The sequence below is a fragment of the Candidatus Aquicultor sp. genome (assembly GCA_036504445.1).
GTDB lineage: Bacteria > Actinomycetota > Aquicultoria > Aquicultorales > Aquicultoraceae > DASXVE01.
In genome coordinates this window covers 62,824-79,610 of sequence record DASXVE010000017.1, presented here as the reverse complement: position 1 = coordinate 79,610, position 16,787 = coordinate 62,824, and the positions used below count along the sequence as shown (strand labels likewise).

The window sequence follows — 16,787 nt, the reverse complement described above, 5'->3', positions numbered from 1 at the left end:
CCAGGCTTTGAGCAACTTTCTTAACGGTTTGTGGTTCAGCACGATACCTAGGCCTAAAAGCTCGTGTTTGATCCGTCTGTACCCATACGCCGGGTTCTCATCGATGATCTTAATAATCGTTGCCCTTAAGTGCTCGTACTTTGACAGCGGCTTGTCTCGCTTTAACTGGTAATAATACGTGCTCTTGGCTACCCCCAAGACGGACAAGCACCGGTTGAGTCCATACTCTTGCATATATTCTTTGATAAGCTCCATCTTTACTATGAGCGGCAGGAGTAGTGCCGCAAATAGTTTTTTGCTAGTTCCAGCTCAACGGTGAGCCTGCCGATGATCTTCTCCAACTCTTCGATTTTCTTATACGGGTTGTTCTCAGCCGTTGGGGTATCGAACACTTCATGCCCCTTATCGATGAACTCTTGTTTCCATCTTCCGATCAAGTTGGGGTTAACGTCATAGCTGCGCGCGATCTCTGCGGTGGTGTGCTCGCCCGAGATGGCCTCGAGTACGATTTGCAGTTTGAACTTACCTGAGTACTTCTTTCGGGTTCTTCCCATGGCAACCATTCCTTTCACTGCCTTGATTTTACAGGTTGCCATCCACTCTTAGCTACTGGTTCAAGCTGGCGGGCTCATATCCATTACAAAACTGTCTAAATACTTACGTTAACAAGAATAATAACCATCTATTAGAGTTGGTATGTGGTTAAGTGACATAGCGTACCTATACTTTATCTTTAAGCCTTCCTCCAGCATAAACGCCTATTTGCATGCAGATTAATTCAAGAAACCAAGATATTTGTGCAGTATAAAACCCATGTGTTTTTTCGAACAGGGCGATATGGAGCGAATGCCAATCGTGCGTATAGCTAGTGGCAATAAACATTTCTTGCGGTGTGTTGATAGCTACTTCAATTATTATAACAAACAAAACCGATAGAAACCCGTATGTAGCGGCTCTTCGTCTTACGTTACGCCCGATAAATAATCCATCAAGAAGAGATCCTAAGGCTGCTGATACAATAGTTATGGTCGAAGGATTGATCAGCTTCAACCATAAAACGCTATTCGGCCACATATCATTGAGATTAATTATGGTATTAAGTAAGACGCCAAAGAACAGCGATAATATAAGAATCATGCTACCGATAAATGCAGTCGCTGTCTCATGGTACCTAGACGAAATCGTTTTACCCATATACTTGCCAATCTTCCTTTAACATTATCAAAGCGTTGTTTTATTTAATAATCGTACACTATGTAGTAATACTTTTGGTAGCCGTATAAAGTACTGGGCTCCCTGCTTAAGCAATGGCGAGTACTTTGATGCCTGCATGAAATCACCGTAGGTACTGACAGTCGCTGTCAGTACCTACGGTTTCCTGTAGTCTACTCGCACCGCCAAAAAGGCATGCACGTTTATGCGGTTTTCTTAGGGTTCGTACCCTGGGATAAACACCCAATTGTCGCTCACGATTAGCCAATTACCATTTTCTTGTTCTAATTCTATTGTATGTTGCCGGGCATTAGCAGGCTCAGCAATCATAGCGTTTTTTGAATTCTCATATCTCGTCTGCGTCCAGACATCGACAACAGCCGTTGCTTTGTTCCCGTTTACCGATACACCCTTAAATTCCACCTTTGTGATTTTGCTATCGGCAACCACAATCCCGCTGTTATCACTCATCGAGTTATTTGTATCTATATAATCTTGCCTTTTTTTCAGCTCCTTGGTCTTTGCGCTAAAATGTTTTGCAAGCACATTTTGCTTAAATTCCATTGCCTTATTTTTGTTCGCATACTTTACTGCATCTCGCTCTGTCTGCAGTGCTTCTCTTATAGCGTTCTCTATTACACTAATTTGATCATCGTCTCCAGCCCATTCCCTCGGATTAGGGTCATAGATAAGTGGGTTTGGATCATCTGGGACAGCCGTATCTTTTCTACCCTCAATTTGCAGTGTCCCGATTCCCGGTTTGGAGATTGTAAACATCTTCTTATCTCCAGCTGCTTTGCCCTCTCTGGGTGCGCTTATGAATAGCAAGGTGGCAAAAAGCATGACAGCCAGAGTGGCAAGGGCACCAGCATATTTTAAGAGCCTCATTTCAACCTCCTAGTTTGCAGAATCTACATGCATGATATTGATCTTTGTTGTCCAACGGCTATCGTTGTACGGCCAAAGATTCCAAATCGCGTGATACCGGTCATATGTATGCTGATCAATTAAATCACCAGAATAGCCACTGTTTGGATCGCGACCTGAGTAAGCCACCTCAATTGCAGCATGATCCCATATCCCATCTCCTGACCAATCATAAAATATTGCATCACCTAATGAGGCAACATTTGTGTTAGATTGTTGTGGCGCGTAAGTTCCCCAATCATAGCCACCTGGAATATCGGCAAGCAAAAAATTGCGGAGCGTATTTGCTCTTACCCAAGCTGTGCTATATTGCCATCCGCTTGATGACTTATAGCAATACCATGGTAAATTCCCACTCCATCTAAACGGATAATTACCTCCCATGCTACCTGTTCGCGTATGCAGCGCTTGTGATACAAAATTTGCGCAGTCGGAAGGAAAACTTGGATAAGATGCATTTCTTGATGTCGCGTATACATCTGCGTAGTATGCTGCTCCAGGTCCGTCAAATGCAAATGCAATGCCCGAGCTCAGTATGACGCTCAGAATTAGAACTGCGCAAACCGAAACTTTAGCGAATCTGAACATATTACCACCCTTTCTTGTGATTTAGATTTGAGGTGCTTCGATTGGCATTATCGAACATTTATATGGCTCACCCTCTAAACCGATAACTGATTTCTCCTTCAGACGATTTGCCATGAACACCCCTGGTTTTTTGTTTGGCCCAGCAATTATCTATGTTGCTTCGGACAGCTGCTAACCCTTTTTAGTATCTAAAAGCATGGTGTACATATTGCAGATCTTTCGGACTTTATCTATGGGTAAATAAGCAATTGTAATAAATACTGTATTAATGGTACGACTATACAATAGGCTATAACATATGTATGGTATATACCTCACATTAACCAAGCTTGTCTAAGCGTAGGCTCTGTTTAAGCAGGATCGAGGGGTAACTTACGTCTAATACGTACCATATGATTTCTTACTGTGGAAGGCGAAACCTCGATAATAGCAGCTATTTGCTTTGGGGCAAGGCTTTGCGCCGCAAGGGCATAAATGATTTTTTCTTTATTAGATAAATAATGTATCGCCTGCCCTTTTTTACTCGTATTTGCAAGTATGTAGGATTTGCTTTCGATTTGAAGTAAGCTTCCAAGATATAAGGCAACCGCTTGGACTTGGTTTCGAGCATTTAGCTTTTCATAAACTGATGATAAATGGCGGCGTACCGTGTACTTAGAAATGTTCAAGTCTTGCGCAATAGTATCGATAGTTAGCCCTTGGCACAACAGCTCAAGTATCTCCATCTGTCTACACGTAAGGGCTTTTTTCATATTGGCCTACCTTTATTAGCAGCCTTGCCAATGTTGACAGGGATAGCATCTATCCTATAATCGACTATTCAAGCCTATAGCTTGTTACGTCATATTACAACAACATATGTCTAAAAAGGTAAATTTCGTGTCTAAAAAGGTATTGACGGATAAGAAATATATAGACTCATATCTAGTTGACCAAAATTCTAACCTAAAACACCTTACGATATTTGAATTCATAAGATCAAAGTAAAAAGATTATGGCTTTACAGTGCCAGATTCTACCAGGTTTGTCGGGGCGACAGGATTTGAACCTGCGACCACACGGCCCCCAGCCGTGTGCGCTACCAAACTGCGCTACGCCCCGAATGTTATGAAATTTGCATAGCTATTATACCAAATAATCCAGTTTCTCCAACAGCCACATCCTAGCCGTCATCTTTATCTTATGCGCCGTCTAATCCGTCAAGACAGGCACTATCATTTTGCGTTTCGCTTATTAAAGCTTCCGCCATAGTTCTTGCCGTACTAACTAGCCAATCAACCCGTTACATGCTCGGCGTAAACTCGGGCGAAATGTCATCGTCAAATGGTAAGAGGTTATCTGTAAAGCTCACAGCCTTACCGAACTTCCTACAGTATTCCTGCAGCGTTATCATCGGCGGCTTTTTTAATTCGTGGATGGTTCTCGGTTCCAAGTAGAATCTGCCCTGCTCTTGGTTTGCGAGGCGGATCGTGTGATTCATCTCCTGAACAAGCTCTATTGCACCCTTTTTCTCGAGGCTATCCATCACGACCTGGAGAATTGCAAAGGCCATTTTGCTTAAACTCGTTAAAGACTGATTGCGATGCACGCGCTCGATAAGGTCGACTTGCGCGATTACATCGAGGCCAAATTGCTCCACGATATCTATGAGGTGGCCTATCTCAACACCGTAGCCGTTAAAGAAGCCGATCCTCTCAAGCAGTTCGCGTCGGCCTGCATACTCTCCGGAGAGCGGCTGCACGAGCCCTGAGAGCTCCGGGTAAAACATATTTAAGAGAGGCCGTGCGGTTAGCTCGGTTACCCGCCCTCCCCCGGTTTCTATATAGCGGTCGCCGATACTAAGCGGACGCTTATAAAACCCTTTAGTATATTTGAGGTGCGGATACTTCAGAAGCGGCCCTACCAGGCCGTACACAAAACGCGGGTGGATGTTCTTAATGTCGGTATCCACCCAAACGATAATATCGCCCTTAAGCTCAATTAGGCTTTTCCAGAGCGCCGCCCCCTTGCCGGCATTTGCACCCCACTCAGGCAAAACCTCATAATCGTTGATAACCGCAACGCCGTAGCTCTCGGCAATGGCGACCGTGCAATCGGTCGAGTCGCTGTCGATAACCGAAATCTCGTCGAGTAAGGGAAAGTTATCAAAAAGGCTGGCCTTAATAATATCGATAACGTTTCCGATGGTTTCGGCCTCATTGAGCGTCGGTAACCCCAAGCTTATCGAGATGCCCTGCGCCTGTTTTAGCTCGACAAGCTCTTCAACATCATTAAACTCATCTGCATGAAACGTATTTTTTGCAAACCATGCGTCAACGGACGGCGATTTTGCCACTCTTGCTTCTCCTTTACGCTCATCCTCCGGTTTTAAACCGGTGGCTTGCTTGCTACAATACCTGGTACATGCGCATGCGACGTAATGGATGTTTATTGCAACCTATGATTGGTCGGCCAACATACGTTATCTGAGGTAGTATGCGAAGTATATACCCATATTATACTGCAAGTAACTAGTGTTTTGGGTTATCTAGCGGCTTTTTTCACGGCGCATTTTTTTTACGAGGGTCACCGTTGAGCCTCTATCGCCCGCTTCAAACCCGACATCATCCATGAGCTCTTGCATCAGGAATATGCCTCGTCCTCTATCCCTAACAATATCCGGCGGGCGCCAGGTAGCAAGATCAGGATTATAGCCGATTCCGCTGTCTGTGATTTTTATCGTGAACGCATCGCCTTTTAAGTCCATCTTTATTTGAATATTGTTGTTTTCGCCGTCCGGTGATTGGCCGTGCATAACGCTGTTGGTGACCGCCTCACACACCGCAACAAGAATATCGGATATATCATGCTTTGCAATATGAGCGCTCTTCAGCTGCGTTGAAACGAACCGGCGCACGTCATTGACGGCAATCGGCTTATTGGCGATTACCATTTCTTTTTCAGACGTACGGATGCCTTCGTGCGTGCATTTTAATACAACAATCGTAAAATCATCGACAAGCTCACCGGTTGAATAGTTTACAGTCGTGTAAAAGATGAGATCGGCAAGTTCTTGCGCACTCAGATGTGCGTATTGTTTTACCAGCTTGCGAAGTCGCTGGAATCCAAAGCACTCGCGCTTCTTGTTACGCAGATCGGTAACGCCGTCGCTTAGAAGGACCAGCACATCACCGGTTTTCAGGCGAACTTGTTGCTGCTCGATAAAAAGGTTTTCCTGGATGCCGAGTGGCGTTTGCGGTGTCCAGAGGTACTTAGTAGTTCCACCGCTATAGAGAAGCGGCGGCAGGTGACCGGCGTTTGCGTAGACAAACGTCGAATTTGATGAATCAAAAATGCCGTATATGGTTGTAACGAAGACCTCTGGGGCGGTATCTTCCCAGAGAATCTGATTGAGCGCTCTGAGGGGCGATATGACCGAATTCGTATCTGCTGCAGCCGAGCGCAGGATATATTTATGCATCGATACGAGAAGCGCCGCGGGCAAGCTCTTTCCAGCAACGTCTCCAATAGCGATTCCGTGTTTATCATTATCGATTGGTATGAAGTCGAAGTAATCGCCGCCGATTTGTTTAGCGGGTTTACACAGAAACCCTATATCGAGCCCTTTAATATCCGGTTTCTTGCTCGGTAAAATGTTTTGCTGCACCTCGGTTGCAATGCGCAAGTCGTGGTGGTATACCTCCAGTTCATGGTCCTTTGTTATGTCTCTCAGCGTTCCAATGAGCCCTTTCTTTCCACCGTGATCGACGAGCGAATGATTTATCTCAATATATTTCGTCTCTCCGTTTTTTGGCCGTATGTGCGCTTTAACTCGTTCAACCGGACGATCCGAACCTGTACATAAAGGACACGTTTTGCAGAGCGTACCCTCTAAAAGAATATCTTTGAATACGTCGCTGCAAGCCTTGCCTACAACTTGAGCCGCTTTTCGCCCCGTTATCTTCTCCAGCGCAGGATTAAATACTTGTATCCGTTTATCCGGGTCAACCATAAAGATACCGTCTGCTGTGCGCTCGATGATGACCGCGCTTTTGGCCTTCTCTTCAAGAAGCTCTACCGACAGTTCGGCTTTTTGCCGTCCGACTTCCTCTTCGATAACGCGCGCGTAGAGCTGGTTGTTGCGGATGGCAACCGCAAATTGATTCGTAAAGATATTAATAACCGACATTCTATCGTCATCGAAGAAGTCGGGCTCACGAGAGAAAAGCGTCATAATGCCGCGAGCTTTTCCTTTAGCGACAAGCGGTATAATCACCCCTGATCGTAGCGTGCCATCGGCGTCGGTAACCTCCTTGCGGGGATATTCATCTACGTTGAAGCCGCGTATTACAACCTGCTGTTCGGTATCGAATGCCTTTTGGATAAGGCTGCCTTCCTCTTTGACCGCATCGGCGGCAGAGCCGTCTAAACCCCACTGGTATGTGGGCTCGAGCTCCCTTGTCGCTCGATTAACCAAGAATATGCAGCCGTGCTTGATGCCGAGCATATCGTCCACAGCCCGGGTGATGTGCTCGCATATCTGAGCCATATTGATCTCGCCGGTTATAACCTTCGAAACTTCGAGCGTTGCCGCCAAATTCTCTGCCTTGGTGAGCGCCTCTTCATATAACCGTGATGTTTCCATGGCGATTGCCGCTTTGTTTGCAAATATTTGCAGAATCTCGCGGTCATCAGCGGTTTTACCACTATCGGTTACCCAATCGGCAGAGACGCCGAGCAAACCTATAACATTATTCTGGGCTACGAGCGGTATCCCATAAAACGAATCAAAATATACGCCGATCGGTGTATCGTCGAGCTTTAGTTTATCATCTATGTCGGCATGCTTTGCCATGATCGGGTTTCGCTCCTGCGTAAGCTTGCTGAGCAGCTCTTTCTCAACGATAAGCTTCTTGTCCGGAACCTGCTCGATGCCATCGACAATACACTCAGAGATCACAAAACAGTCCTCGTCCTCTTGGTATAGAGCGATACACGCAGATTTCACGTCAAACAGCTTCGACACCGTATCAATTACGGCTTTTTGAATTTTCTTGCTATCGTAGGTTGCACTAATCATTTGGCTCACATCGAACAGGTTCTTTAAGCTTTTGGCACGATGTTCGAGCTGCTGATATAAGAATGCATTTTGGATAGCGATCGATGCCTGGTTAGCAAGCGTGGTAAGAATCTCTTCATCGGCTTCTGTAAACAGCGTTCCGTCCTGCTTAAAGCTCGCCATGACAATTCCACACGGGGTTTTCCCTTGATCGATAAGCGGCACACCCAAGAAGCCGCGAAGCGGCACATCATTCGGCCGCTTCATCCTTTTTTCGTTATGGAATCTTATATCATCGAGCCGCAACGCTGTGCCTGTGTGCAAAATCTCAGCATACGCATCTTCGGTATACGAAACCTCATCTTCGTTTCGTTCTTTTACCTCTCGCTCGACCGAGATCGGTTCGCGCTCACCGAGAATGGGATCGATATTTGATGTTCGGTATTCAAATTGGCCGGTCGCAGGGTTGTATAGAGCAGCTGCCGCCATGAGCGACCCAACCGCTGCCCGCGCGGCGTCCACGATTTCTTTCATCATTTTACCGATATCTTGTTCGGCGACAATTCTTGAGATGTGTGTATGCAAGATGTGTAGTTTCTCGACTTTTTGCTTGGTCTCTTCAAAAAACCGTATGCTTTGAAGAGACGCCGCAATCGGTCCGGCGAGCGACTGGAAGATCTTGAGGTCGTCTCTGCTAAACTTGGAAGCATTGCGGCTAAACGCTTCAAGTACACCGATAATCTGGTCGTCTTGCTTTATCGGCACCGCAATATATGAATTGAACTGTTCGCGGTTGAGCCAAGGCCGCTCGTGAAAGCGGCTCTTTGAGCGTATATTCGAAATAACCAACGGCCGGCCGTGCTCGATAATACCGGCCGCCGGGTCTTTCCTTAGCGGGACGTTACCGAAGCCTTTGAATATTTTATTAAAACCGGAGGCAACCTGAAACTCAAGCGTGCCGTCCTTTAAGAGCAAAATATCGCATAAATCCGCTTCGACAATAGCCATGGCCGCCTGCGTTATTTGCCTAGCCAGGTGTTTTATATCAAGCGTACTTCCCATTGCTTTACCGAGCTGCACCAGGCTCGCTTTGGCGAGAATATCACGCCTCCTCGCGATATCGAGGATCATCAGACGATTTATGCTGAGCGAAATATGCACTTTTATAATCTCAAACAAGGCATCAGGCCGCACATTGCCATCGCGCCATTCCGGCGCATACAGAGCCAACACGCCGCTTACCGTTTCTTTCGTCCCAAAATCGATTACGCAAAAACCGCGCTCGTCAAAGGTTATCTCTGGTGGTAGAAGGTTTAATAAGGTCGAAGGTATATCGACATCAGGGGTAAGGATAATCGGGTGCTCGCTATGAAACCCGGTGCTCTTTAACTCTACAAGTAATTCATCCTCGTGCCGCACTAATACTATGCCCGCTCTGGCGCGCGTCAATATTGCCAGTGGCTCAAGAACCGACTGCAAAGCATCTCGCACGTCATGCCCCATGTCGAAGCTGGCTTGAACAAAACCGACGCACGCTCGTTGCCATGAATGGTCATCCTGTAAACGCTCAGGATCGTAACTCGCAAGCTCTTCGATGAGTGAATTCCGTTCGTTGCTTGTCACTTTTGGGCCTCCTGGTTTAATTCATACTGGATTACTTTCTAAGTCATTGCTTGCTAGCTAAATAAATATGCGGTCGCTGTGAGCACCAACATTTTTTTTACCCATAGTTTTCACCTAATAAACACAAAAACCGAAAACTTTCACGTTTTTCGGTTTTTAACAGCTCTTATGTATTGCAATGATATTTCGGCGTTCGCAGGGTTTAACAGACGTTCCATAGACTACATAATAAAATATCCGTCTGGGAATAACAAAGAAAATATATAAAATAATGCTGTCCACGGCGCACGAGAATTTGGGCAAACGTGCTGCATGACCGCAATGTAAAGCGATACAAAATTTATACACTACAAAGTCCGTATAACAACGGCTTGCTTGCACGTATCGCTAACCCGTTTCTTTCAAAGGGGATACGATGCCTGAATTACGACAAGACCCGGTTACAAAGCGCTGGACGGTTATTGCTACGGAACGCGCTAAACGACCGGATGACTTTGCAAAAAGACCGTCCGGTAAAGCACCCGTTATTTGCCCGTTCGAATACGGAAATGAAGCGATGACCCCGCCTGAAGTACTGGCATTTCGCCCGACCGGTATAGTGGCGGATTCTCCCGGTTGGACTGTACGTGTTGTACCCAACAAGTTTCCGGCGTTCTCTTTTGGGCACTTAAGCGAAACTGTTGATGGGCTATATCGCAGTATGGTCGCTCAAGGTGCGCATGAGGTCATCATCCACGGTCCAAATCACGTCCTTAGCCTTGCAACATACCCTGAAAGCCAGACGGTGGAGGTGATCCGGGCATATAAGATGCGCTATCAATATTACAAAAAGCAGGAATTCATTCGATATGTTCAGATTATAATCAACCATGGGGAAGCGGCGGGGGCATCGCTTGAGCACTCTCACTCACAGCTCTTTGCGCTGCCAGTGGTACCACCGAAGCCTCACGCAGAGCTTATCGGCTCTGCCGATTATCATAACAGTCACAGCCGGTGCATTTACTGCGATATCATTGCATCGGAGATCGATAAAAAGATTCGTGTTGTCGAGCAAACGGACAATTTTATCGCACTTGTACCGTATGCTGCGTCGCTCCCCTTTGAAACCTGGGTAACACCGGTCGACCACCGCGCTACTTTCGAAACCTTATCTGATGATGAACAGAACGAATTCGCTGCGCTTCTCCGCCGTACCTTGCGCCGTTTCTTCTTTGGCCTCGATGATCCACCCTATAACGCTTTTTTGCATACAAGCCCACCGGGCTACTTGAGCCTCGCATCATATCATTGGCATATGGTAATAATTCCGCGACTTACGCTCGCGGCTGGTTTTGAACTTGGCACAGATATGTGTATTAACATAACTATCCCCGAGCAATCGGCACAATTCCTAAAAGATGTCAGTATCTAGAAACAGGCGATGCAATTTCGTGGTCCACGTCTTGAATCTTTTTTCGATAGCCCTATAATTTGATGCGTAATACTCACAAAGTTGCGAAAAGTATATTCTGTAGCTTTTGATGTAGTTTTTTCATCATTTCTGTTGGGAATAAAGTTTTAACAAGGAGTTTGATGCTATGCTGACTTCCGTTCCGGTAGAAGTAAAATCGCTCAGGGATTATGAGAATATAGTTGATGAGGAGATTCTTGAGAAAGTCCGCCAACTCGGCAAGGACATGAAGGGCGCACGCATTCTTAATATCAATTCCACAGCGTTCGGTGGTGGTGTCGCTGAACTCCTCTACACGCTGATACCGCTGATGCGGGACGTCGGTCTTGATGTCGATTGGCAGGTTATCCCGGGGAGCGAAGATTTCTTCACCGTAACAAAGCTCTTCCATAATGCTCTTCAAGGTATGGATATCCCAACAACGCCTGAGATGATAGAGATGTATCTCAAGCAAAACGAGCATAACGCTCAACTATTCGACGGCTCATATGATATCGTTATGGTCCACGATCCTCAGCCTGCGGCAATGCTGCCATACATCGACGCATTGGGAAAGAAGACCGGGCGTTGGATTTGGCGATGCCACATAGACTTGACGGCCGCCCGTCCGTCGATATGGGAGTTCTTACGCCCCTACCTCGAGCAATACGATGCGGCGGTCTTCACCATGCCGCAATATGTAAAAGACGACTTTATGTGCAATAAAATTGCGATTGTTCCGCCGACGATCGACCCGTTAAGCCCTAAGAACATGGAGATCGACCGGCCGACTATCGAGGGTGTATTGCACAGATATAATATCGACCCGGATCGGCCGATTATGACGCAGGTTTCACGGTTCGATCCGTGGAAGGACCCGCTCGGCGTTATCGATGCTTACCGCATTGTTAAAGAGGAATTCCCTGAATTGCAATTGTTAATGGTCGCATCGATGGCAACCGATGACCCTGAAGGCTTTCACTACTATGAGAAAACGGCGCGCCATGCCGGCAGCGATGAAGACATTCACCTGCTTTCCAACCTGCGAGGCGTTGGCAATCTCGAGGTAAATGCATTCCAGCGGGCATCCGATATTATCATTCAAAAATCGACCCGCGAAGGCTTTGGGCTGGTAGTAAGCGAAGGTCTTTGGAAGAGAAAACCGGTTATTGCCGGTGACGTCGGCGGTATCCCGCTTCAGGTAATAAACGGTAAGAACGGTTACCTAATTAACAATTCCCGTGAGTGCGCGCTCCGCGCAATCGAACTACTAAAAAACCGGGAACTTGCTTGGGAAATGGGTGAATACGGCCGGGAGTACGTGCGGCAGAACTTCTTAAGCCCGCGACAGGTTGCTGATTACATGGAGCTCTTCAATTATCTGTACGAGCCGGTCTCAACATAAGCTGGTAGATTATTGGACGCATAATTTAAATAATGGGTATATCAACTGGGCGCATATAGTATAGTATAAACAGCTTATGCGCCCATTTACTAAATACTGTAAGTTGATATCGTTATTGGCAAACGATATCTTTTTCTAATCGAAGGAGAGAGGCTTGCCAAAAAACAGTGTGAAGCACAGGATGCCGAACCTTAAGAGACTCCTTAAGGATCGATCAATCATACTTGTTTCCAATAGAGGTCCTGTTGAGTTTTGTCGCAACGAAAGCGGTGCCGTTGAGACACGCAGAGGCGGCGGCGGTCTGGTAACCGCCATGACCGCTATCAGCGAAGCAACGCAAGCAACTTGGATATCGGCAGCAATGACCGATATTGAGTGCGATCTTGCGCGCGACAATAATTCGATTGCATTTCCGTCGGATAATCCGCTTTACGATATCAACCTGGTCGATATCCCCCGCGATGTTTACAACGATTACTACAACGTAATCAGTAATCCACTGCTGTGGTTCATCCACCATTACCTGTGGGATCTATCGAATCATCCGTCGATCGGCTCTAATGTCTACGACGCATGGCATAACGGTTACCTTGTTGCGAACAAATTGTTTGCTGAGGCGGCGGCCAAAGCAAGCGCTGGGGTATCGAATCCAATTATCATGCTGCAAGATTACCACTTGTTCGTGGCAGCCCAATATATACGCGAGCTCACCGATAGGCCGTTTCTCTTCCATTTTACGCATATCCCATGGCCGGAACCGAACTATATGAGCGTTCTGCCGTTTGAAATGCGCAGGCAGCTGCTACAGGGCATGCTGGCAAACGATATTGTCGGTTTCCAATCTCGCCACTATGCCGGGAACTTTCTGCTCTGCTGTGAGGCGCTTCTCGGCTGCACCATTAACTGGCGCAAACGTACGGTGAGGTGGCAAAATCGCGAAGTTCAAGTTCGCACATACCCGATATCGATCGATCACCAGGGTCTTAGCGCCATGAGCGAACGCGATGACGTCAAGTTGTATGAGCAACAAATCAACAACGATAACAGCGGAATGCGGCTCATCGTGCGAACCGATAGGAGCGACCCGTCTAAAAATATCATCAGGGGCTTTTATGGCTACGATACGCTTCTGAGAAAACATCCTGAGCTTAAAGGTAAGGTAACATTCCTGGCGTTTCTCTACCCCACACGCGAGAGCATTCGAGAATATCAGGAGTACAAAGTAGCCATTGAGGAAACGGTTCGCGGCATAAATGAGCGGCATAAAACCGACTCGTGGCAGCCCATTCGCCTGCGCATTCAAGATAACTATCCGGAATCCGTAGCGGCGCTCACGTGCTATGATGTATTGCTCGTAAACCCGATATTCGACGGGATGAATCTCGTAGCCAAAGAAGGCCCCGTTGTAAACAAACGAAACGGCGTCTTGGTGCTTTCAGAGAACGCCGGTGCCGTGTCCGAGTTGAGCGGTGCCGGACTGATAGTAAACCCATTCGATGTCGAAGAGACGGCAAATGCGCTATATGAGGCACTTATGATGTCGGAAGCCGAACGGCACAACCGGGCGTCACATCTTAAAGAGATCGTTTTGAAAAACAACTCGGTTAAATGGCTCTATTACCAGATCAAGGATATCATAGCCCTCGAGAAAAAGCGCGTGGTAACCCTCGCCCAAGACATCGAACTGAGTACTGATTCCCTCGTGTAGAACAGGTTCATAAAGCGTCCGCTCTAAAATTCCAACATAACCGGGAGCTACCGGAGCAGCATCTATATACTTATGCAAAACGTGTAAGGGGCGGGTATATACCCGCCCCTTACACTTACGTCGTCTTGCTTATTGCCCTTACAGGCTTACTCCGCGCCGACCCCAGCGTAGAGTCTTGCCAACTTACTACTGTATTTAGCTTCCGCTTCTTTCTCCTGGCCAACCAGAGAGAACACGATGCCGACGATGAACGATGCCGGGATGGAAATAATCGCCGGGTTGTTAAGCGGGAAGATACCGATAGGCGTCGGCGTAGCAACGCCTGCCACCATCGTGGTCGTCATATGTCCGAGAACCTCACCCCAGACCGTCGGGCTTAGAATAATAAGTCCGACCGAGAGAATGAGGCCCGTCCAGATACTCGCAACCGCACCCGCTGTCGAGAACTTCTTCCAATAAATCGACATAAGGATTGCCGGGAAGTTCGCGCTTGCGGCGACCGCAAACGCGAGACCGACCATGTACGCCACGTTCTGACCTTTAAAGAGGATACCGAGAGCGACCGCAACGATTCCGAAGCAAACCGTCGCTATCTTTGCGACCCGCATCTCATCCTTCTCAGTCGTTTTACCTTTCCTAAACACGTTCGCATAGAGGTCGTGTGAGAAAGCCGATGCGCCGGAAAGCGCCAGGCCCGACACAACCGCGAGAATTGTTGCAAACGCAACCGCCGAGATAAACCCGAGGAAAACCGGGCCCCCGAGTGCTTCCGCAAGAAGCGGTGCCGCCATATTACCCTTCTTGTCGAAGTTCGTGATGATCGTCTTGCCGACGAGCGACGCTGCGCCAAAGCCCATGATAAAGGTAAGGATATAGAAATACCCGATCCAGGCCGTTCCGTAATTAACGGAGTTGCGCGCCGCTTTTGTATCCGGCACCGTATAGAACCTCATCAGGATATGGGGCAGACCGGCCGTACCGAACATGAGCGCAAGGCTCAACGAAATCGTATCGATCGGCTTCGCGAGAAGCTTGCCCGGTTCCAACATTTTGAACCCGGTACCGGCTTCCGACGTGCCCTTTGTGAGCGAATTGACCTTGGCTATCGCAGCCCCAAAGAAATCGCTCAAGCTGAAATGGAAGTGGGACAGCACCATGATTGAAAGAACCGTTGTTCCGATGAGCAACAGTCCGGCTTTAATAATCTGAACCCACGTTGTTGAAAGCATTCCGCCAAAGAGTACATATGCAATCATAAGTGCGCCCACAAGAACGATAGCGGCCTCATACGGCAAACCCAGGAGCATTGTAATGAGCGTGCCCGATCCCACCATTTGTGGTATAAGATAGATGGTGACAACTACAACCGACGACACAGCGGCCGCCGTCCTCACCGGACCTTGTTTTAGCCTGTCGGCAACGACATCGGCAAATGTATACTTGCCCAGGTTACGGAGTGGCTCAGCGATAAGGAACATAACGATCGGCCATCCAACGAGGAAACCGATTGCGTAAATTAAACCGTCAAAACCGCTGAGCGAAACCATACCCGCGATACCTAAGAAGGACGCGGCGCTCATATAGTCTCCGGCGAGGGCGAGGCCGTTTTGTCCCGCGGTTATGTTTCTGCCCGCTGCATAGAACTCTTTTGCGCTTTTCGTCTTCTTAGCCGCCCAGTATGTAATACCGAGCGTTATCAGAACGAAGAAGAGAAAAAAACCTATTGCGATTGGATTCGTTTGCCCTAATGTAGTTTGCATGACCTTAACCTCCCATCCTTTCCTTTACTTCTTCAACCAATGGGTCATACTTCTTATTAGCCCAGTTTGCGTAGGTGAACGTGAGCAACCATGAAATAACGATAACCGCCGCCCCGATCGGTATACCGATCGTGATGTTAGGAGCGATTGTCGCACTCAAGATTTCCTTACCAAATGCCATAAGAAGAATGAACGTAAAATATGTGACTAGGGTCAGCGCAGTAAGCACACTAGCGACCTTTTTCCGAGTCGATATCAGTTGTTGGAAATTTATGTCCTGAGCGTACTTATCATGTTCGTGAACCGCCTTTACACTATCCGTTGCTTGCATAGCCATATTGAAAACCCCCTTTTCCATAAACGTACTTTCAAATTGAGATTTACATATTACCTGTTCCGGCATAGTATCTAAGCGCATCACCTACCTTCGATGGATTACTAATGTTGTAAAGCTCGCTTGTTTTCTCAATTCCTAGATCTGAAAGGATGTGCAGCAACCTCTGGAAAACCTGTGCTGTGATAAAAGCATCCATGAGCGCGTTGTGCGAACCTTTAGGTGCAATATCAAAATTCCGCGCGATTTCATAAAGGCTCAATGGTTGGCAAACCGAATCTCCGAGCATCCGACGGCCTACCCACCTGTATACCGTAAGCACGTCGATTACCTGGTTATCCAGCATCCTTCCATACAGCCGCTGTATTTCTTTGTTAAGAAACTCCAGATCGATCTGCGGACAATAGCCGACTAAGATGCTGCCTTGTACGAATTCGAGTAGATCCGGCATTATCGCTTCAATGTCAGGTTCGCTCTCAACATCCGCTGGTGTTATGCCGTGAATAATGATCGATTTTCCTGTAAGCTCTGTCTCGGGCCTGACCAACCGGTAAAATATATCGCCTGTATGGATGCGCTTGCCAACCATCTTAAGCGCCCCTACCGAAACAATTGAGTCGGATCTTCCATTAAGACCCGTTAGCTCGGTATCTAAAATTACGAACTTCGCCTGCTCGATACTACGTTGGCTGCTCGAATCGTAACTGCCGCTTTGCTCCGACATTGCGCTGAACAAACCCTCGTCCGCTTTCTTTGACATGTT

At 47.3% G+C, this 16,787-nt stretch carries 14 protein-coding genes and 1 tRNA gene; 3 read left to right on the top strand and 12 right to left on the bottom strand.

What is annotated here, in order from left to right; all coding sequences use genetic code 11:
* From VGK02_04145 to VGK02_04105, 9 genes are all read right to left on the bottom strand, one after another.
* A partial coding sequence (locus VGK02_04145) for an IS3 family transposase (protein HEY3374239.1) occupies positions 1 to 234 on the bottom strand: 234 nt, incomplete at its 3' end.
* Positions 235 to 260: 26 nt separating this feature from the next.
* The gene (locus tag VGK02_04140) at positions 261 to 554 is read right to left on the bottom strand and encodes a transposase (GenBank protein ID HEY3374238.1); all 294 of its coding nucleotides are present in this window, start codon (positions 552 to 554) and stop codon (positions 261 to 263) included.
* Between the two features lie 166 nt (positions 555 to 720).
* Positions 721 to 1,194: a hypothetical protein gene (locus VGK02_04135; protein HEY3374237.1), complete on the bottom strand. Its 474-nt coding sequence runs from the start codon at positions 1,192 to 1,194 to the stop codon at positions 721 to 723.
* Between the two features lie 234 nt (positions 1,195 to 1,428).
* Positions 1,429 to 2,100, bottom strand: coding sequence for a hypothetical protein (locus tag VGK02_04130; GenBank protein ID HEY3374236.1), 672 nt, complete (start codon positions 2,098 to 2,100; stop codon positions 1,429 to 1,431).
* A 9-nt stretch (positions 2,101 to 2,109) separates the two neighbouring features.
* Complete coding sequence (locus VGK02_04125; GenBank protein HEY3374235.1) at positions 2,110 to 2,727, bottom strand: amidase domain-containing protein; 618 nt, start codon at positions 2,725 to 2,727, stop codon at positions 2,110 to 2,112.
* A 350-nt stretch (positions 2,728 to 3,077) separates the two neighbouring features.
* Positions 3,078 to 3,479, bottom strand: coding sequence for a LuxR C-terminal-related transcriptional regulator (locus tag VGK02_04120; GenBank protein HEY3374234.1), 402 nt, complete (start codon positions 3,477 to 3,479; stop codon positions 3,078 to 3,080).
* 275 nt (positions 3,480 to 3,754) lie between these two features.
* Positions 3,755 to 3,828 (bottom strand) — tRNA-Pro (locus VGK02_04115).
* A 181-nt stretch (positions 3,829 to 4,009) separates the two neighbouring features.
* Entirely contained in the window at positions 4,010 to 5,062 is a 1,053-nt protein-coding gene (locus tag VGK02_04110; protein HEY3374233.1) for a glucosyl-3-phosphoglycerate synthase, read from the bottom strand.
* Positions 5,063 to 5,254: 192 nt separating this feature from the next.
* Positions 5,255 to 9,388 carry a GAF domain-containing protein gene (locus tag VGK02_04105; GenBank protein ID HEY3374232.1) on the bottom strand — a complete coding sequence of 1,378 codons (4,134 nt, stop codon included), beginning with the start codon at positions 9,386 to 9,388 and terminating at the stop codon, positions 5,255 to 5,257.
* 415 nt (positions 9,389 to 9,803) lie between these two features.
* Here VGK02_04105 and galT point away from each other — a divergent pair, with 415 nt between their 5' ends.
* From galT to VGK02_04090, 3 genes are all read left to right on the top strand, one after another.
* The gene (gene galT / locus VGK02_04100) at positions 9,804 to 10,799 is read left to right on the top strand and encodes a galactose-1-phosphate uridylyltransferase (protein HEY3374231.1); all 996 of its coding nucleotides are present in this window, start codon (positions 9,804 to 9,806) and stop codon (positions 10,797 to 10,799) included.
* A 166-nt stretch (positions 10,800 to 10,965) separates the two neighbouring features.
* Positions 10,966 to 12,222, top strand: coding sequence for a glycosyltransferase (locus VGK02_04095; GenBank protein HEY3374230.1), 1,257 nt, complete (start codon positions 10,966 to 10,968; stop codon positions 12,220 to 12,222).
* Between the two features lie 154 nt (positions 12,223 to 12,376).
* A complete protein-coding gene (locus tag VGK02_04090; GenBank protein HEY3374229.1) occupies positions 12,377 to 13,930 on the top strand; it encodes a trehalose-6-phosphate synthase in 1,554 nt (517 codons plus the stop codon).
* Positions 13,931 to 14,076: 146 nt separating this feature from the next.
* Here VGK02_04090 and VGK02_04085 read toward each other — a convergent pair whose 3' ends face one another.
* Genes VGK02_04085 through VGK02_04075 form a run of 3 tightly spaced genes read right to left on the bottom strand, consistent with a single transcriptional unit; the run spans position 14,077 to position 16,784 of the window.
* Positions 14,077 to 15,690, bottom strand: coding sequence for a sodium/solute symporter (locus tag VGK02_04085; GenBank protein HEY3374228.1), 1,614 nt, complete (start codon positions 15,688 to 15,690; stop codon positions 14,077 to 14,079).
* A gap of 4 nt (positions 15,691 to 15,694) precedes the next feature.
* A complete protein-coding gene (locus VGK02_04080; protein HEY3374227.1) occupies positions 15,695 to 16,027 on the bottom strand; it encodes a DUF485 domain-containing protein in 333 nt (110 codons plus the stop codon).
* Positions 16,028 to 16,070: 43 nt separating this feature from the next.
* A complete protein-coding gene (locus VGK02_04075; GenBank protein ID HEY3374226.1) occupies positions 16,071 to 16,784 on the bottom strand; it encodes a 3'-5' exonuclease in 714 nt (237 codons plus the stop codon).
* Positions 16,785 to 16,787 lie beyond the last annotated feature (3 nt).

Excerpts from the sequence above, each read along its gene's own strand:
- VGK02_04140 (HEY3374238.1), bottom strand. The coding sequence starts at position 554 with ATGGGAAGAACCCGAAAGAAGTACTCAGGTAAGTTCAAACTGCAAATC.
- VGK02_04135 (HEY3374237.1), bottom strand. The coding sequence starts at position 1,194 with ATGGGTAAAACGATTTCGTCTAGGTACCATGAGACAGCGACTGCATTT.
- VGK02_04130 (HEY3374236.1), bottom strand. The coding sequence starts at position 2,100 with ATGAGGCTCTTAAAATATGCTGGTGCCCTTGCCACTCTGGCTGTCATG.
- VGK02_04125 (HEY3374235.1), bottom strand. The coding sequence starts at position 2,727 with ATGTTCAGATTCGCTAAAGTTTCGGTTTGCGCAGTTCTAATTCTGAGC.
- VGK02_04120 (HEY3374234.1), bottom strand. The coding sequence starts at position 3,479 with ATGAAAAAAGCCCTTACGTGTAGACAGATGGAGATACTTGAGCTGTTG.
- galT (HEY3374231.1), top strand. The coding sequence starts at position 9,804 with ATGCCTGAATTACGACAAGACCCGGTTACAAAGCGCTGGACGGTTATT.
- VGK02_04095 (HEY3374230.1), top strand. The coding sequence starts at position 10,966 with ATGCTGACTTCCGTTCCGGTAGAAGTAAAATCGCTCAGGGATTATGAG.
- VGK02_04085 (HEY3374228.1), bottom strand. The coding sequence starts at position 15,690 with ATGCAAACTACATTAGGGCAAACGAATCCAATCGCAATAGGTTTTTTT.
- VGK02_04080 (HEY3374227.1), bottom strand. The coding sequence starts at position 16,027 with ATGGCTATGCAAGCAACGGATAGTGTAAAGGCGGTTCACGAACATGAT.
- VGK02_04075 (HEY3374226.1), bottom strand. The coding sequence starts at position 16,784 with ATGTCAAAGAAAGCGGACGAGGGTTTGTTCAGCGCAATGTCGGAGCAA.